We start from the raw sequence: 18,648 nt of genomic DNA, 5'->3' as shown, positions 1-18,648 counted from the left end.
CTTGAAAAATAATTATTTATTATACCAGCTTTAATTTTAGGCTGGCTATTAATCATTATTGCTTTTTTAGCTGGGTTTATTTCAGAGTGTAATAATAATTTAAAACGACGATAGAGGCAATAGAATAGATAATTATTATTTCGACGATTACAATACAATTATAATATATATTACCTTACTTTTCTATTGTTATTTGGGTTTGTCTGGAATTTTCATAAATTAAGTAGACTTTTTTGATGCCAGAAAAAATGCACTTTCTTAGGCATTAAAAAGAGAATAGTCCAGACTAAAATGAATGGACTATTCCCCGTTAGAAAGATTCCTATTAATTGCTCTACCTGTTCGGTGAGCTAAATAACTAGAAATTTAATTACTCTTTGCCTTTTTCAAACATATCTCCAAGTGTTACATTCATTTCTTCTTTATGTTCTGATTGATCTTCAACACTAGCAGAGCTAGCATCTGCAACACTAGAGTTTTCCTTTTCTTCAACAACAGGATCTATCGGTTTAACTTCTTTAATGCTAAGGCTAATCTTTTTGTTTTCCAAATCAAACTCAAGAATTTTTGCATCTACCTTCATACCAGCAGTTAGAACATCTTCAGGCTTTGCAAGTCTCTTTGAAGAAATTTGTGAAATATGAACCAGACCGTCAATACCTTCTTCAAGTTCTACAAAAGTACCAAATGGAGCAAAACGGAGAACTTTAACATTTACAACGTCTCCAACCTTATACTTCTCGCTAGCCTTAACCCAAGGATTGTCCTCAGTTTTTCTGTATCCTAATGATATCTTGCCTTTTTCCTTCTTAAATTCTAAAATACTTACCTGAACCTTATCACCAACTTTTACAACTTCTGAAGGATGCTTTATTCTTGACCATGAAAGTTCAGATATATGAATTAAGCCGTCTACACCACCGATATCAACAAATACCCCGAAATCAGTAAGGCTCTTAACTACACCACTATATATTTTTCCAACCTCAACTTCATCCCAGAAGGCTTTAGATTTCTTTGCCTTTTCTTCTTCAAGAAGAACTCTCGCTGAACCAACAAGCTTGCGCTTCTTATCATTATATTCGATAATTCTTACATTGATTGGTTTCTTTAAGAACTCATTAAGTTCCTTAACAAATTTATCGCTGATCTGTGATGCAGGAACAAAGATTCTAACACCTTTTGCACTTGCAATAACTCCGCCGTTTACAACGTCTACAACGATAGCTCTTATTGGTGTCTTATCCTCATACGCTTTTATAATTTCATCCCAGGACTTCAATGAATCCAGGTGTTTTTTCGATAATAAAACGTTTCCTTCTCCATCATTTACTCTTTTGACGTATACTTCGATCTTATCACCAACTTTGATTTCACTTTCAATTTTGAAATCAGGTTCGTCGGTATATTCTTCAATCGGAATTATTCCATCGGATTTATAGCCAAGATCAACAAATATTTCGTTACTATTAAAACCGATTACCTTACCAGTTACGACGTCACCATCTCTCAAAGTAACCATCGACTTTTCGAAGGCATCCGCAAAATTCATTTCACTTTCTTTCTCATTCATTTCGACCTTTTGATTGTTTAAATCACTCATTTTTTTTATAACCTCCTCGATTACCCAGTCCGGCGTAGAAGCTCCGGCAGAAATACCTATTTTTTTAATTTTTTTTATGTCTACCGGTGGTAATTCACCGGAAGTTTCAACTTTATAAGTTTTGGGGCAGTTCTTTAAACAAATTTCATAAAGCTTTTGAGTATTTGAACTATGACTACCCCCAATTATTATCATCATATCCACTTGCCTGGATATGTCGCAAGCCTCATCCTGGCGCTTGCTTGTTGCACTGCAGATAGTATCGAACTTTATAATGTTGCCAAATTTATTTTCAATATATTCAATTATTTTCTCCCATTTTTGCTTTGATAATGTGGTCTGAGCTACGACACATATTTTGCCGCTTTTCATATCCAGTTTGTCCACATCTTCAATACTGTTTACTACGCTTGCCTTATTGCCACACCATCCGTTTATGCCTATTATTTCAGGATGATCTTTATCACCTACTATAATTACCTCATAACCTTCGTTTCTTTTTTCACTTACAAGATTATGGATCTTTTTTACATATGGACATGTAGCATCATTAAGTATTAAACCCTTACTTTTAATAATATCATAGATATCGGGTGCAACTCCATGGGCCCTTATGACTATATGTCTGCCAGCTATTACATCATCCAGGTTTTCAACCTTTTCTACCCCTTTAGCACTAAGTTGTTCAACAACCTGATCATTATGAATTATGGGGCCGTATGTATAAAGTCCTGACTTTTCAGTTTCCAGCAATTCATTGACAAGTTTTACAGCATTATTAACTCCAAAACAAAAACCTGCCGAATTTGCAACAATTATTTCCAACTACTTTTCCTCCATAAGGGCATAAACTTTTGACATAATATTTTCTGATATTTCTACCAGTTCACTATTAGTATATTTGTTATCTTTATTTAAATCAATACTAAATGGTTTTCCAAATACAATTTTTATTTTGCTGAACGGTTTATAACTACCCATAACAGCAACTGGAATAATTGGAGCACCTGATTTCTGTGCTATTAGTGCAACCCCTGGTTTTACTCTGATAGAGTTTGCTGCTTTCTTTTTCATGCGGGTGCCTTCTGGGAAAATACCTAATATTTCATTATTTTCAAGGAGCTTCAAAGAAGTCTTTATTGCTTCTACATCAGCTTTGCCTCTTTTTACAGGAAAAGCTCCGAGCCACCTAATAAACCCACCAAGCAATGGATTTTTAAAAAGCTCCTCCTTTGCCATATAATGCACCAGTCTCTTTAATCTATATCCAATAAAGAACATATCCATCTCGCCGTTATGATTTGCACACAATATTAGAGCACCATCTTTTGGTACATTTTCCATGCCAACAATTTTAACTCTATAAAGCAGTGAAAAAACTATTTTCACAAAAAATCTAAATATCTCAATTAACATATGCCCTCAATCTGCTCCAATATTTTTTTTGCTACTTCATCTATACTCATTATTGTAGTATCCAGTTCTATAGCATCATCTGCTTTTGCTAATGGAGCAAAGGCACGGCTGCTGTCATTTTTGTCCCTATATTCAATATCCTTTTTGACATCATCAAATGAAACATCTGTAATACCTTTTAACAGTTGTTCATTATATCTTCTTTTTGCTCTTTCTTCAATAGATGCAGTAAGAAATATTTTTAGGGTGGCATTCGGAAGTACATATGTTCCAATATCACGACCATCCATCACAACACTACATTTTTGTGCAATCTCCCGCTGGAGTTCAACCATCTTTATCCTTACTTCCGGGATAACTGCAACATTAGATGCCCCTATTGATACTTCAGGCGTTCTGATAAGATCACTTACATCTTCATCATCCAAGTATATTCTTTGATCTTCACCTATGTATTCAACTTTAATGTTTATACGTTCAATCAGCTTTGACAGCTTTTCCCTGTCAAGTGTATCTACATTCTCTCTAATAGCTTTTAGTGCTACCGTTCTATACATGGCTCCTGTATCTAAGTATACAATTTTTAGTTTTTTAGAAACCAGTTTCGCAATAGTACTTTTGCCTGCACCAGCAGGGCCATCAATTGCAATAGCTATTTTTTTGTTACAGTCCATTTTATGTCTCCTAAAGTAATATTTCGGCTATTCCTTAGCCTCTTGTAATAAAAGCAAAGGGTTCAATTCCCAAAGATTTTATTCGTTTTTTAAATCAGGTCTTAATACTTTAGCATTATTTAAATATATGTGTTTAATTTCATCATTTTTCTTATCCGTATTTACATGCAGCAGAACCCTTATACACTTTTTAAGGCTTCCAGGTACATCAATCTCATTTGTACACATTAACGCAATACTTGTCCATCCGAGATTTCTAGCTGCGACAGCAGGAAACGCTGCATTCAAATCATTAGTCACAGTAAAAATTATACTGATAATGTCGTCTTCTTTCAATCTGTTTTTTTCAATAATTTCAACAAGCAGTTTTTCGGTTTCTTTTAGCATCTCAACTGCTTCGTTACATTCAACAGTTGTTGCCCCTCTAATACCCCTGACCATTTAATTTATCCTCCCATTATACCATGCTACAGTGAACAATATTGGCATTAATTATACTACTCTATGTCCAAGACCTATTGATACTTCATTCAAATGGAGCAGACCAATCCCAAAAAATATTGCCACACTTATATGATTCTTATACCTCGCAATACCAATTTTACCGCCCACATTAAGGCCTATAGCCTTGGGCATTATTTGAGAAAGTGCTTCTCTTGTTGCTCCTGCAACTGCACCTTCTTCAGTATGGCAGTCTGTAATTACACCTTCTCTTTTAGAAGATACAACAGCTCTCTCTACTATTTTCATAACAGAAGTAATAAACTCGCCACCATAGTCAACAGCACATGTATGAATTCCAACTTTAAGGAAATCAGTCTGATATGTCTTTTCTTCCTGTCTATCAGAGGTCAAAGCAATTTTAACCGCAGCTGAAGCTATATCCTTACTACCAAAGTTTTTTGAATCTTGAGGTTCCTTAACCATATTTTATCCGCCCTGTATTTTAATGATAATACCTTTATATTATATAGTAATTGTCGCTTTAAAACAATATAATTATTCAATTGAAATTTGAGTTACCTTTTCTATATTGGAATTAACCTTAATTTTCTTTCCCACATTATTACCTGCAATATTTTCGCTCGCTGATATAATTTCAACTTCTGTTTCATGATCAAGAAGACTTCCATCTACTTCTATAACATCCCCGTCTTTTACTGAAAGTTTTATATGATTTTCGTTAAATGCTGCCACTTCATCGCCATTAACCAACAATTTGAGATTTTCATTGGTTTCACTTTCTAAAAGTGCAATAGAGATTTCTCCTTCCTTGTACAGATATTCCTCCTGCGCTAAAGGTCTGCCGTCTATACCTTTATCACTCACAAGAAATGTCCGAAGTGATGGATTTATCAAAGCACCTTGAACAAATAGAAGTGCTACAAATATAAAAACAAAAGCAAAAAATAAAAACTTTTCAAGACCAAAATTTATAAAACGCATTGCAGTCTTATCATGCACTTTTTTCTTTTCCTTGCCGGCTTTAAAGATTACTATTTTCATTAAAATCATCTCCGCATATTATTTTGGTAAATGTGTCTCTCTGTTCACTTAATATAATTATCACCATAGAAATAATATGCTAAAATGAATAAAAAAATACTAATGGCACGAGTGCATTTATTACAATTTTGGTACTAACAATTCATCCCGGCAAGATATCCTGTTGAAAATGCAATTGTAAGATTAAACCCTCCGGTATAAGCATCAACATCAATTACTTCACCTGCAAGAAAAAGGCCCTTGATTAACTTTGATTCCATAGTTGATGGGTTTATTTCATTTGTTGATATGCCACCGGCTGTTACAATTGCCTCGTCAATAGGTCTTGAACCGCAAATAGTCAGTTTTAAATTTTTTAAAACCCTAACCAGATTTCTTCTCTCTTCTTTTGTAATTTGGTTTACAAACTTATCCGGGGAAATCTCAGAAAGATTCAACACTACAGGGATTAATTTTTGTGGAAGAAGCTCATCCAATGAGTTCTTAAATTGTTTTCTTGAGTACTTTTCAAAATCCCTCTGTATTCTTTCATCCAGCTTTTCCTCTGTCAGAGCCGGTTTTAAGTCAATTACAAGGCTTACTCCCTTGAAGTCATAATCAAGAATATGTCTGCTGGAACTTAATATTATAGGACCAGAAACCCCATAGTGGGTGAAGAGCATCTCTCCAAAATCCGAATAGATCTTTTTCCCTTTTTCATTTAAAAGGGTTGCTGATACATTCTTTAAGGAAAGTCCTTGAAGTTCTCCAATCCATTTTTCCATGACTACTAAGGGCACAAGCGATGGGCGAAGCTTTATTATTTCATGTCCTACCTTTTTTGCAATTTTATAACCATCGCCTGTTGAGCCTGTGCCGGGATATGATGATCCTCCCGTTGCAAGCACAACAGAATCACAATCAATTTTTCTGCCGTTTTTAAGCAGCACTCCTTTTACCGCACCATCGTTTGTAATAATCTCAGTTACCTGAGAATTTAAAAGTATATTAACGCTGGTATCCTTCAGATATTTTGAAAGAGTGTCAACAACATCTTTAGCCCTGTCTGAAACAGGAAAGACTCTCCCTCCCCTTTCAACTTTTGTTTCAAGACCATAATTATGTAAAAATTCTATAAGATCAGTATTGGAAAATGTATAAAAAGCGGAATACAAAAAATTCCCGTTTCCAGGAATATTCTCAATCAGGCCTTCAATATCGGTATTATTTGTGATATTACATCTGCCTTTACCTGAAATTAAAATCTTCTTACCCAATCTGTCGTTCTTTTCAACCAGTGTAACGTCATTTCCAAGTTCTGCGGCCTTTCCGGCAGCAAGTATTCCTGCCGGACCGCCTCCTATAACAACAACTTTTTTACTCATGCTTTTTCTCCGTATCTTTTAAATATTGCCTAGAAAAAATTACGTTTCGGGGCGCCTGTAATTACATGGCATGTATCATTGAGTGTTCTCAAATAGTTCCTGTCTTTTTCCACATTTATAATACTAACAGAAGTATTGGAAATATAAAACTTGGTGTAAGCTTCAAGTCCTATGCCTAAAAGCCCTAAAACTATAAGCTTTATTACACCTCCGTGAGAAACTATAAGAATATTTTTACCCGTATTTTGTGAAATTATTTCATCAACATACTTCATTACACGCTTTTGTACATTATTTAGGCTGCCTTCACCCGGAAATTCAACAGTATGGGGTGAAAGTCTCCAATCATTGTAATTATAATCAGGCCTGTTTCTCATCTCACCAAAGGTAAGACCTTCCCAATCTCCGAAGTGTATTTCATTTAGACCTTCATTTTTTGTTATACTCAAGCCTGTCTTTTGGCCAATAATTTCGGCTGTTCTGTATGCTCTCTTTAGATTACTGCAATAAATCAAATGAATATCTTCAGTAGATAGCCTTTGAGCTACGACCTCAGCCTGTTTGATTCCATCACTGTTTAGATCGATATCCAGACACCCCTGGCATCGGTCTTCCCTGTTCCAATCAGTTTCACCATGACGCACCAGATAAATTTTAGACACTTCTAGCAGTCTTCCTTTCCATTTATAGCATCATTATCTTCTCCATCATGTTTCTCATAAATCTGATACTCTTCCCAAATCTTTTCCAGATTCTCAAATGTATCATATACATGCTGCTTTCTCCTAACCCCAATAGCAGCTATCAAAGCATTTATTACACTGAGTGGTGCAACAAGAGAATCAACAAATGATGCCATATCACTTCTTGCAATAAGTGAATGGTCGGAACATTGTGCAAGTGGGGATTCCACACTGTCGGTTATGGATATAACAGTAGCACCGCGACTCTTGCCAAATTTCAGAGCATTTATTGTCCTTTTGGAGTATCTTGGAAAACTGATACCTATTACTACATCTCCTTCAGATGCATATATTATCTGCTCAAACATTTCACTTACACTAGTAGTATGCACCAGTCTTACATTGTCAAATATCAAATTAAAGTAGAAACCAAGGAAACTTGCAAGCGGTGCGGAACTTCTTACCCCTAGAATATATATTTTCTTGGCATTTAAAATACTTTCAACAATATTATTAAAACTGTTTTGATCTATCTCATCAAGGGTCATTTTAATTTTCTCCATATCTGATTGGAGAACACTTTTTAAAATATTATCTTCATTAATCCTGTTGGAGGATACTTCTATTCTCTGAACAGAAGTCAGTTTACTTTTTATAAGTTCCTTCAAAACCTTCTGAAGCTTTGGATATCCATCAAAACCTATTTCATTTGCAAACCTTACAACAGTAGATTCACTGACACCAACTTCATCACCCAACTTTGCAGCAGTCATAAACGCAGCCTTATCATAATGATTGATAATAAAGTTTGCTATGAGCTTCTGACCTTTGCTAAAATCCGGAATACTTGACTGAATTTTTTTTATTAAGTCATTGTTTTTGCTTTCCATTAATATTCCCCTTTTGTGTTTTTGTTTAAGAATGCTGAAAATATAACTTCGACAATTCCTTAACTATTACTACTTAAGTTTCATAAATTGAAATTTTTATTTCTTCAGCTTTCTTACTTAGTCCGAAAATTTAATTTTTACTTTCAGTTTTTTATTAAGGAAATCCACTATTTTATATAATTCCAAACTATTATCCACTACAACCGTAGCTTTTAATTCAAGCTTGCCATCACGATACATAAAAAACTCCGCGTTGAGCTTATTATTCTAATATTACATTTTTGAAGGATAAAAATCAAGATTATGCATTTTTAATCTAAAAAAAACTTTCTAAGAAATAGCTAAACAACGAAAAAACAGGAGAAAGGGGGAAGCGTTTCTCCTGTTTTTTCATCCGAGCGCATTAAATTTAATGCAAATATTATTGTTAAACATGAATATGTAAAATTAATTCTGTAAAACACAATAATGAATGTATATTTATGATACCAATGTTTTGTCTGGAAAACAATTACAAGAATGTTTCAGTTTTTTTACAGAATTATTTCAAAAGTATAAAAAAGAATTATGGTTATAACTATAACATAAAAATATAACCTTTTTCGAATTATTATGATAGAATAATATTATAAAGAAATAATGTAACATTACACTCGTTTTATAATGTATATTACAAATATAAATAGGGGGAGATTTTAAAGTGATTTTTAGAATTATTTCAAAACGTGCTATAATTTCTGTAATGATGGCAACTGTATTATTGTTCTGTCTGGTATCTCCGCAACAGTACATACAGGCAGAGACGAAACCATTTTTACATCCGGTGTTTGCAAATAATATGGTTTTGCAAAGAGATGTAGAAAATACTATCTGGGGATGGACAAGCTCAGGTGAAAAAATAACAGTTAAAATTGGAGATAAAATTGCTTCCTGTGTTGCTGATTCAACCGGCAAATGGACTGCAACGCTTGAACCGTTCTCAGCCGGCGGACCATATCAGATGACGGTAACAGGTTCTCAGACCGTGACTGTCAGTGATATATACTTCGGTGAATTATGGCTTTGTTCAGGTCAATCAAACATGGTTATGCAACTCCCTTTCGTAGAAAATGGTGATACAGAAGTACAAAACTGTAACAACCCTAATATCAGATATTTTACAACTCCCTATGCAAGCAGCTCATCACCACAGGATAATTTCGGATATGTAAGCGGCTGGTATAAATGCACTCCAACATCGGTTGGAAATCTATCCGGTGCAGCATACTTTTTTGCAAAGGAATTAAATGAAGAGCTTGATGTGCCAATAGGAATAATATGTTCTGCTGTTGGTGGAAGTTTTATCGAAAGCTGGATCAGCAATGAAGCCATGGAAACTTTTCTTGATACAACCACGGGTCTCAGCTATACACCATCTTCACCTGATATTTACTATAATGGAATGATAGCACCTCTCACCCCGCTTAAATTCAAGGGTGTATTCTGGTATCAGGGTGAGTCAAATACGAATTTTCCAACACTGTATGAAAGTCAACTTACGTCTATGATAAACGATTGGAGGACAAATTTTAAGAAAGCAGATATGCCCTTTGTAGTGGTTCAGTTGCCATATTATACGGAGCTTCAAACTACTCCAGTTGAGAATGTCCCCTGGCCTGTTATAAGAGAAAGCCAATTGAATGTTTCACGAAAATTAAATAATGTTGGTCTTGTGACTACAATGGATTTAGGTGCTGTTGATATACATCCAAAAAATAAACAGGATCTTGGTTATAGATCAGCTCTATGTGCCCTGAGTAAATTTTATAACAAAGACATTGTTCCTACAGGTCCTTTGTATTCAGGAATGTCCATTAGCGGCAATAAAGTCAAGATAACTTTTGAAAATGCGCAAAATGGTCTTATGGTAGCCAGCAAGACTGGTCTAGAACCTGTTCAGGAAGTACCCGGCGGCACACTTAAAGGTTTTGCAATAGCTGGTCAGGATGGTAATTACGTCTTTGCAGATGCTGTTATTGATGGTAATTCTGTTGTAGTAAGTTCATCTGCCATATCAAACCCTGTTTCGGTTAAGTATTCATGGGGCAATAATCCGCTTGGAAACTTATATAACAAGGACGGTCTTCCTGCTTCACCTTTCAGTACAACAGGAACTGTGATCCCATCAACTACTTCTACTCCAAAACCAACTCTTACCACATCAACCCCTACGCCTACTCAAGCTAATGTAATTGTTGGTGACTTAAATGGTGACGGAAGTGTGAATTCAATTGACTTTGGTTACTTTAGGATGTTCCTTTTGGGGACGATAATTGATTTCCCTGTATTAGATGATTTAAAGGCTGCTGATTTAAATGGTGATGGAAGCATAAATTCGATTGATTTTGGTTATTTAAGATTGTATTTGCTAGGTTCCATAAAGGTATTTCCTGCTTATTAAAGACTCTAAACAATGGAGTTCTTTTTTAATACTCACAACACTACCCCAAAAAGTGTCTTATAATGAATTCAATCGTTATAAGACACTTTTTCATTTGTCTTTAGCAGCAGGTTTGATCACGTATATTTCAGCTGCCATTGCTGAGAGACTTATGTATTTTGAAAATATATAACAAACTTAATTTATTGTCCTCTCATCATAAAGATTAACTGTTCTTTCTCCACACATTTTAGGTCTCTCCCTTCATTATCAGTATATTACACATAATGTTATTAGTGTTTGTCCTAAGTAATTTTAAAAGATAAATGAAATATTACTTATATTTTTCACTTGGCCCAAATGTAACAACAAGCCATATGTGGAAAAATTGCAGAAGTAATTATTTCATTATTCTAAACATTATTATGAACCGCTTTTATTTTTTTAAACATTCTTTTTTTCACTTTTATTTATTGATATTACAACACCATCTCCAGGCAGTATCCAATCTTTAAAACCTATTTCCAGTCCATTGTCCATTGGTTCTTCAATCAGCATGTCCTTATGATTTCCCATAAATCCAAAACTATGCCATGATAATTGATAAGAAGGGTCATTAAGAATAAAAATCAGGTTATATTCCTTGCACGGCTTGGTAATTTTATTTGAAAAACAAACATCACTTAGAGGCACTATAGTTTCGATAATCATATCAATAACTTGTATTTTTTTTACCTTCACATCCCATGATGTATGGACATCAATGCAGTACGCGTCACTGCATTCATCACAGTTTTCTTTTATTACCAGGCTGTCATTGATTTCCTTTGTAAAATCATCAGAATCAACCATAAATTTTTTAATTATATAAAGCCTGTCAATGTCAACATTATCTACCCTTTGCATTTCTGCACCAAACGGAATTTTTACAACTGCCTCCTTTTTTGAAGGATTCACAATTTCAAACTTTTTTCTTATTGTCTTGGATATGTAATTTTCACAAACTTTGCACTCTATCTTCGTTTTATATACTTTGTAATAGCAATCGTTTAATAGTGAGGATAACTCTTGTTCGAAAAAATTATAGAAATTGTCTTTATTATGGTTATTATCTCTAAAGTATAATTCTGATTCAATTTTCGATTTTAGATCCTTCATTTCGCACTTAGTCAAACGATTAATAAAACCATTGTTTACAAGTGTTTCAGTTGATTCCATCCAATTTTTCAATATATTTATGAGAGTCGAAGTAATAACTGCCAGTCCGAGACTCTTTATTCCAGCCAACAAGGTGTCACCCAAAATGCCTAAATAGAAAGCGTTTTTAGAAGGAAAGAACAACTCAAAATAAGATGCAGCAAAAATAAGAGCTGTCCCAATAAAGAATGAAACAATAGATACTATACGAATTCGTCTATTCATTGCACCTATCTCCATTAAACATAATCCTATTATATTTATATTATGTAATTTAAGTAGTTATGACAATTATTTAGTCCAACCGTAAAAATATATATCAATGTTTCCTATAAGGTAAATAAAATCAGTATAAATTACGATATATAAAATAAGACTATAATTATCCTGAAGAAATTTTGTTGAGAGGAAGTGAAATGTTGAGCACAATTACGGATAAATTTAGAGAAGTCACACTTGCTTTACTTCCCATATCATTAATTGTGTTGATATTGAATTTTACAATTGCCCCACTTGGTATTCCACTCTTAATAAGATTTTTCGTTGGAGTATTTATTACGATTATTGGATTATCAATATTTTTATTAGGAGTTGATATAGGTATTACTCCAATTGGCAATCTGCTAGGGTCATTTCTTACAAAATCAAATAAGATTTGGATAGTCGGAATTGCAGGAATAATCCTTGGTTTTTTTGTATCAGTTGCCGAGCCTGACCTTTACATACTAGCAGGACAAGTGGAATTTGTCACTTCAGGCTTAATATCCAAACTCAGTATTGTTGTAGTTGTGTCAATTGGAATTGCAGTAATGCTTGCAGTTGGTTTAATAAGAATAGTTTATAATATTCCATTGTTTAAAATTCTAACAGTACTATATTTTATTATTTTTATTTTAACATTTTTTACTTCTTCTGAATTTCTTGCAATATCTTTTGATGCTTCCGGAGCAACCACGGGAGCTTTGACTGTACCATTTATTTTAGCTCTTGCGTTAGGTGTTTCAAGGTTGAAGAAAGATAGTAATGCTTCTGAAAATGACAGCTTTGGTCTAGTTGCAATAGCTTCAACCGGTGCTATAATTTCTGTTTTGATTATGAGCATAATTACAAAACCAGGCAAAATATCTTCCAACCTGGAAATAAGTTCAACTACATCATCCTCGATTGTAGCCCCGTTTATTAATAATTTACCATCTGTATTGATTGAAGTTTTCTTTGCAATGCTTCCACTGCTAATCATATTCCTGATTTTTCAAAAAACATTCTTTAAGCTTGATAAACGATCTTTTTACAAAATCTTAAAAGGTAACCTTTACACATATATTGGGTTAGTGTATTTTTTAACAGGTGTAAACGCCAGTTTTATAGATGTTGGCAGCGTCGTTGGGTATTCACTTGCATCACTTAATACAAAATTTTCTCTTGTAGCTGTAGGTTTTGTTCTCGGATTGGTAACAATACTGGCTGAGCCTGCTGTATATGTGCTAACGCATCAAATTGAGGAGGTTACCAGCGGATATGTAAAAAGAGAGGTAATTTTATTTGCCCTTTCTCTCGGAGTGGGTATTTCAGTTGCGCTATCAATGATAAGGATATTAGTTCCGGAAATCAAACTTTGGCACTATCTTTTACCCGGTTATGTTATAGCAATTATTTTGACTTTTTTCGTTCCGAAACTATTTGTTGGTATTGCCTTCGATTCAGGAGGTGTAGCCTCAGGCCCAATGACTGCAACTTTTATTATGGCTTTTGCGCAGGGAGCTGCCCAACGGATAGAATACGCAAATGTTTTGATAGACGGATTTGGGTTGATTGCTATGGTAGCTCTCACTCCATTAATAACTTTGCAAGTCTTAGGTATTATATACAAAATTAAATCGAGAAAAGGAGGTTTGGAACCACATGTCAAATGATTCAGATCAAATGGAATATGAACTTTTATGTGTAATTGTAAATTTCGGACAAGGAAGCAAAGTAATTAAATATGCCCGGCAAAATGGCATATTGGGCGGAACAATATTTTTAGGTACGGGCATTGTTTCAAACCGGTTACTGGAGTTTCTTGATTTGAGCGATCTTAGAAGAGAAATTGTTTTAATGTTGGGCGAAAAAATAGGCGTTTATAAAACTCTTGATGATCTAAATGCTAAATATAATTTAAACAAATCAAACCATGGTATAGCTTTCAGTAGTCATGTTTTGAGTATTTTAGGAACTAAATCATATAAAGGCAGCAATATAAAGGAACATGGAGGTGTAGAAAATACAATGCATAATGCTATTTATGTAGTTGTTGATAAGGGCAAAGCTGAAGATGTTGTAGAGGCTGCAAAAAAGGCAGGTGCTCGAGGTGGTACAATAATCAATGCCAGAGGTTCAGGCATTCATGAACACAGTAAACTCTTTTTAATGGATATAGAACCGGAGAAGGAAGTTGTCTTAATATTAGCAGAGAATAATTTGACAGATGCAATTACATCCTCAATTAGGAATGACCTCAAAATGGACGAACCGGGAAATGGAATTATTTTTGTTCAGGCTGTTAGCAAGGCTTATGGTTTATGTTGATAAACACTAGCCCTTAGTTGTTAACCTCCTGTTCAAGTGCGCAAATTTGCTTTTTCAAAAATTGAATTTGTCTGTTGATGTTGTCGTTTTTGTTGTCATCGCTTTGTAATAACGCTCCTTGAGCTGCAATCGTCGAAATTGACTGACCTATATTTGAAAAAAAGTTACCAAGCACATTTTGTTGGTCTAAGTCAAGGTTTTCTGTTATAAGAATGCCTATTATCACAGCAAATAATGCAAGTTGTTTGGGATCTAAGGAAAACAGGCATCCAAATATTGAATTTTGTGTGTTGTTGCAATTACTATTGCTATTATTGTTGCCATTGTTATTATTACCCAACTTACACCACCCCTTAACTCTGTATCACTATACATCAGTATATGTTTTTTAGTCAGTTAGCGTGCCTTCATATACTATTGTTAAAGGGTGGTTATATAAACTTTGCTCTAAACTTATTTAGTTGAGCATAAGCATTATTCTTTTTTTATATAATTTTTCGTTATGCAAGGTCTAAATAAACTTTTTTTAACAATCCAGTTAGTTGTAATTATATAATTTCCCTCTATGTACGAATTCCCATAATCCATAACTTCTTTCATAATACTTTCCACAATTTCATCATTTGGGCCATAGATTTCTATTTTCTTATATAATGGATGCTTCCTTGGATTTATAAACCTTATTGTTATTTTACAATAATTAACTATTATAAATGCAAATAGTAAAATTGCTATAGCTAATTGATAATACAAATCTTTTTTAAAGTTACCTGTAGCATCAAGCATAAATGGTAACAATGTTTCATCAAATTCTGCAAGTTCTGTATCCTGTACACTCAGCCTAGCTTCATGTTTTAGTCTTGAAGATAAAGGTAGAATGAGTCCTGAAAATTCTGTATTAGAGGAGTTTACAGGTACTCGGACGATAAGAGTCTTTTCATTTACATTAAGTAATAAATATTCAGACCTAGCCATTGATTGGGTTTCAGATTTAACGCCACCAAAAGTTACATATCCTTCTTGGACATCTTGCACACCAGATTGAATAGACTTATTTCCCTTAACTTTATAGAAAAACTTATTGCCATTAATATAATAATTTGCATATAGAGGGTGCTCAATATAATCCTCATAATCGAAAGTGTCTTTTAATTCTCTAATTGAATTCAAATTTTCAAATTCTATATCAAAAGGTCCGCAAAAAAAGTTATAAATATTGATGTAATATGGCTTTGTAATGTTGACAACAATTAGAGTTATTATTATGTTTATAATTAAAAATACAATATTATTTTTTAATACCATATTATCAATAAAATTATTTTTCATATAAACACCTTCCTTATGCTATTGTTAGTGTAACCAATAATAAAGGCAAGTCATATAATTTCTCGTTATGCTTGCCTAAATAAACTATCCTTGATTTTTTCCTAAAACAAATCCCAATACCATCATACAAATTGCTACAACAAGCATTATTTTGCCAGTCTTTCTTGACTTTTCATCATAAATGTAATTACCTGTATTCTTATCTTTGCCAAATCCGATTAAAAACCCAATTACTACACCTATAGGTCCACCTATAATAGATGTTATCCATCCCAAAGCAAGTATTGTGCCATTTGGCTTTTTCAAAATTTCATTACCTGTTTTGTCATCACCCATTGTTTTTGTTAAAAAGTTATATCCACAACTGCACTTTACCGTCCTGTCTGTATTTCTTAAATTACATTTAGGGCACCTCATTTTTTTCCTCCTTAAATATTTTATCTACCCACTTGGTAAGCTATTTCCCAAAAAGTGTACCTAAAAATCCCTTCTTGGCTTTGCTTCCTTGGAGTAGTTCCTTACGTATACCTATAATTTCCTGATCCTCAGGATCGATTTCATGGATTCTGTCACATACAATCAGGGCATCTTGATTCAATCCTTTTTGCCTCAAAATATTTACTTTCAAATATAGTAAATTCACATTGCTTCCATCAATTTTCAGAGCATTCTGACAGAATTTTTCCGCTTCATCAACGTTGCCAAGCTTATAAAATGCCCAGGCCTTATTTCTAAATGCCGGCATATAGTCAGGTTCAACTTCAAGTGCCTTATCACATTCCTCAATACAAGCTTTATACTTTCCAAGAGTATACAACGAATGACTCTTGCAAATAAAATAGTTTGCAACAGTAGGATCTAATTCAATTGCCTTATTTAAATACTGCAATGCATCTTCAAACTTTGAGAGATTATTCAGGTTATATCCCATGGAATAATAGTAGGAAGAACATGCAGGATCAATTTCAATAGCTTTTTTGTATTCTTCAAGTGCCTCGTTATATTGATTCTGGAATGATAAAACATCCCCTTTCAACTCATAAAACCTGTCCACGTTTTCAAGTTTCAAACTTATTGCATTAGCTAATTCTCTTAACGCTTCCTTATGGTTTGAACTGTTCAATAAGCTTAGAATCTTGTAATAATAGGAACTGCCCATGTTTTCGCTTTTTTGTATTGAACTCTCAAAACACTCAATAGCCTCTTTATATTTTTCTTTATTAAAATAGCAAAGTCCCTTGCAATAATGCACATCTTTACTGTTCTCATCCAACTCAATAGCCTGATCACATAAGCTGATAGCCTCATCATATTTTTGAGTCAAACGCAATACATTGGCTTTTTGAATAAAAAGACTGCTTTCTTTTAACCCATTGTCAATGGCTTTGTTAAAAACATTCAAAGCTTCATCAAATTGTCCCACCCTTGAGTAAAGTTTCATTTTGATCACATATACATCAGTCAAATATACAAAAATATTTAACGCTTCCTCACAGGCGGCAAGACATTCTTGATATAACTCCAGCCCTAACAGTGCTTCAGCCTTGTTTTTATAAGCATGTGCCATATACTCATCAATCTTTATTGCATAATTTGCACTTTCTAAAGCTTCGCTATATCTTTTCAGCTTGTTAAGTGCATATGCTTTATTACTGAAAGAAACAGCATCATCTGGTTTAAGGGCCAGGGCTTTATCATAATAAGAGATAGCCTCTTCATATTTTCCATACTCGTCAAGCATACATGCCTTATAGAAAGTAATGCTAAAGTCTTGCGGATATAACTCATAAGCCTTAAATGCAGTCGAATAGGAAAGCTCCTTTTTCTCTGAATCGTATAAAACCTTGCATAGCAAAACGTACATTTCACAGTTCATGTGTCCGCTTTGTTCAATTTCGCTCAAAATATTATAGCTTTCTTCTGTTTTGTGACAGGCATAATAAGCCTTAGCTAGCTTGAATTTTAAGTCAATATTGTCAGGGTTTTGTTCTGCCAGACTTGTAAGGTCATCTAGCTGAAAACTGTAAGCTGAATTCAATAAAACCCTTACGTCCCTGTTGTACTGAGCCAAATCTGTAAGCTTTTCAAAATATTCAGAGGCTTCTTCATACTTACCAAGGCTAATACTGCACTTTCCAATGGAATACAAAATATCAATAAAATCCGGTTTTATTTCAAGACCTTTTTTATAATCATTATAGGCATCATTGAATTTACCTAATCTAAAAAATAAGTTACCTCTATAATAATAGGCAAACAAATCCTTTTCATTATTCTCAATAACTGAACTAAGTATTGATTTTGCCTCTTCCAATTGACCATTTGTCATAAGGTACCTTGAGGTCAAAATTAACAAATCCGGATGATCCCCACATACCTCTTTTGCTTTTTCTAATGATTTCTTCGCATTGTATAAGTCATACTCCTCCAAAGCATTATTTGCTTTAGAGTATTCTGTAAGGAAATTCTCCTCCTGACCTTTTTGGCAGTTCTTAACATAATCATATCTGAAGTACGTTTTGTTGGTTATCTTATAAATTATAAAATCGATGAAATTTTTGGGGAATTGCTGATATAGTTTTTCTTTTTTGGAAGTCCATGAAAAATAGTTGTTAAATAGCGACCATATCTCATAAGGATAGTTATAGCTGCTCATCATAAAAGTAAGGATTTTATCACTTATTTCCTTACCGGTCTCTATATTACAGCAAATATCACTATCCAATAGTTCCTTCCATGAATTTTCATCAATTCTTTTGTCAAAGTTGTCATAGCAATCTTTGAACTTTGCCATAAACTCTTCTACAGGAGTTATCGTTTTGTCGCTTAAGTCTTCCTGGCCCGCCTTTGCAATTGCTTCCTCATATGCCTCTCTAATTTTTTGGAAACCTTCAGGATCAGTTTCAGGACTATGAATCTGGAGCATTTTTGAGTATGCCCTTTTGATCTCTTTGGTATCCTTTGTGGGATTAATACCTAAAGCTTCAAAACAATCCATC

The 18,648-nt window shown here is 33.9% G+C and carries 17 protein-coding genes and 1 pseudogene; 3 read left to right on the top strand and 15 right to left on the bottom strand.

What is annotated here, in order from left to right; translation table 11 throughout:
• Window positions 1-370: 370 nt before the first annotated feature.
• From ACECE_RS0219105 to ACECE_RS32415, 10 genes and pseudogenes are all read right to left on the bottom strand, one after another.
• A complete protein-coding gene (locus ACECE_RS0219105) occupies window positions 371-2,428 on the bottom strand; it encodes a bifunctional 4-hydroxy-3-methylbut-2-enyl diphosphate reductase/30S ribosomal protein S1 (RefSeq protein WP_010250154.1) in 2,058 nt (685 codons plus the stop codon).
• Window positions 2,429-2,992 carry a lysophospholipid acyltransferase family protein gene (locus ACECE_RS0219100; protein WP_456049033.1) on the bottom strand — a complete coding sequence of 188 codons (564 nt, stop codon included), beginning with the start codon at window positions 2,990-2,992 and terminating at the stop codon, window positions 2,429-2,431.
• A 20-nt stretch (window positions 2,993-3,012) separates the two neighbouring features.
• Entirely contained in the window at window positions 3,013-3,693 is a 681-nt protein-coding gene (cmk, locus tag ACECE_RS0219095) for a (d)CMP kinase (RefSeq protein WP_010250149.1), read from the bottom strand.
• 78 nt (window positions 3,694-3,771) lie between these two features.
• A complete protein-coding gene (gene aroH, locus ACECE_RS0219090; RefSeq protein ID WP_010250147.1) occupies window positions 3,772-4,134 on the bottom strand; it encodes a chorismate mutase in 363 nt (120 codons plus the stop codon).
• Window positions 4,135-4,185: 51 nt separating this feature from the next.
• On the bottom strand, window positions 4,186-4,620 hold the full coding sequence (locus ACECE_RS0219085) for a HutP family protein (protein WP_010250146.1): 435 nt from the start codon (window positions 4,618-4,620) through the stop codon (window positions 4,186-4,188).
• A 72-nt stretch (window positions 4,621-4,692) separates the two neighbouring features.
• On the bottom strand, window positions 4,693-5,199 hold the full coding sequence (locus ACECE_RS0219080) for a hypothetical protein (RefSeq protein WP_010250144.1): 507 nt from the start codon (window positions 5,197-5,199) through the stop codon (window positions 4,693-4,695).
• Between the two features lie 134 nt (window positions 5,200-5,333).
• Complete coding sequence (locus tag ACECE_RS0219075; protein ID WP_328285610.1) at window positions 5,334-6,578, bottom strand: BaiN/RdsA family NAD(P)/FAD-dependent oxidoreductase; 1,245 nt, start codon at window positions 6,576-6,578, stop codon at window positions 5,334-5,336.
• 14 nt (window positions 6,579-6,592) lie between these two features.
• Window positions 6,593-7,225: a histidine phosphatase family protein gene (locus ACECE_RS0219070; protein WP_010250140.1), complete on the bottom strand. Its 633-nt coding sequence runs from the start codon at window positions 7,223-7,225 to the stop codon at window positions 6,593-6,595.
• Between the two features lie 2 nt (window positions 7,226-7,227).
• Window positions 7,228-8,136: a MurR/RpiR family transcriptional regulator gene (locus ACECE_RS0219065; protein WP_010250138.1), complete on the bottom strand. Its 909-nt coding sequence runs from the start codon at window positions 8,134-8,136 to the stop codon at window positions 7,228-7,230.
• Between the two features lie 73 nt (window positions 8,137-8,209).
• Window positions 8,210-8,376, bottom strand: a pseudogene (locus tag ACECE_RS32415) (DUF4264 family protein).
• A 460-nt stretch (window positions 8,377-8,836) separates the two neighbouring features.
• On the opposite strand from ACECE_RS32415, the gene ACECE_RS0219055 reads away from it, so the two are divergent.
• Window positions 8,837-10,576, top strand: coding sequence for a sialate O-acetylesterase (locus tag ACECE_RS0219055; RefSeq protein WP_010250137.1), 1,740 nt, complete (start codon window positions 8,837-8,839; stop codon window positions 10,574-10,576).
• A 423-nt stretch (window positions 10,577-10,999) separates the two neighbouring features.
• On the opposite strand, the gene ACECE_RS0219050 is transcribed toward ACECE_RS0219055, so the two are convergent.
• Entirely contained in the window at window positions 11,000-11,977 is a 978-nt protein-coding gene (locus ACECE_RS0219050) for a hypothetical protein (protein WP_026073918.1), read from the bottom strand.
• 194 nt (window positions 11,978-12,171) lie between these two features.
• Between ACECE_RS0219050 and ACECE_RS0219045 the strand changes: the two genes are divergently transcribed.
• Entirely contained in the window at window positions 12,172-13,665 is a 1,494-nt protein-coding gene (locus ACECE_RS0219045; protein ID WP_026073917.1) for a DUF1538 domain-containing protein, read from the top strand.
• On the top strand, window positions 13,655-14,320 hold the full coding sequence (locus ACECE_RS0219040; protein WP_010250131.1) for a P-II family nitrogen regulator: 666 nt from the start codon (window positions 13,655-13,657) through the stop codon (window positions 14,318-14,320). The genes ACECE_RS0219045 and ACECE_RS0219040 overlap by 11 nt, the downstream gene beginning before the upstream one ends.
• Before the next feature lie 13 nt (window positions 14,321-14,333).
• On the opposite strand, the gene ACECE_RS0219035 is transcribed toward ACECE_RS0219040, so the two are convergent.
• The 4 genes from ACECE_RS0219035 to ACECE_RS0219020 all read right to left on the bottom strand — a co-directional run bounded on the left by ACECE_RS0219035 (window position 14,334) and on the right by ACECE_RS0219020 (window position 18,647).
• Window positions 14,334-14,660: a hypothetical protein gene (locus tag ACECE_RS0219035; protein WP_010250130.1), complete on the bottom strand. Its 327-nt coding sequence runs from the start codon at window positions 14,658-14,660 to the stop codon at window positions 14,334-14,336.
• A gap of 134 nt (window positions 14,661-14,794) precedes the next feature.
• The gene (locus ACECE_RS0219030) at window positions 14,795-15,649 is read right to left on the bottom strand and encodes a hypothetical protein (RefSeq protein ID WP_010250128.1); all 855 of its coding nucleotides are present in this window, start codon (window positions 15,647-15,649) and stop codon (window positions 14,795-14,797) included.
• A gap of 84 nt (window positions 15,650-15,733) precedes the next feature.
• The gene (locus tag ACECE_RS0219025; protein WP_010250126.1) at window positions 15,734-16,066 is read right to left on the bottom strand and encodes a hypothetical protein; all 333 of its coding nucleotides are present in this window, start codon (window positions 16,064-16,066) and stop codon (window positions 15,734-15,736) included.
• A gap of 40 nt (window positions 16,067-16,106) precedes the next feature.
• Window positions 16,107-18,647 (bottom strand): J domain-containing protein, encoded by a 2,541-nt coding sequence (locus ACECE_RS0219020; protein WP_010250125.1) that lies wholly within the window; start codon window positions 18,645-18,647, stop codon window positions 16,107-16,109.
• Window position 18,648: the final 1 nt, after the last annotated feature.

Source organism: Acetivibrio cellulolyticus CD2 (genome assembly GCF_000179595.2).
Lineage (GTDB): Bacteria > Bacillota > Clostridia > Acetivibrionales > Acetivibrionaceae > Acetivibrio > Acetivibrio cellulolyticus.
The sequence above is the reverse complement of the archived record's forward strand: the minus strand, read 5'-3'. Positions and strand labels throughout refer to the sequence as shown.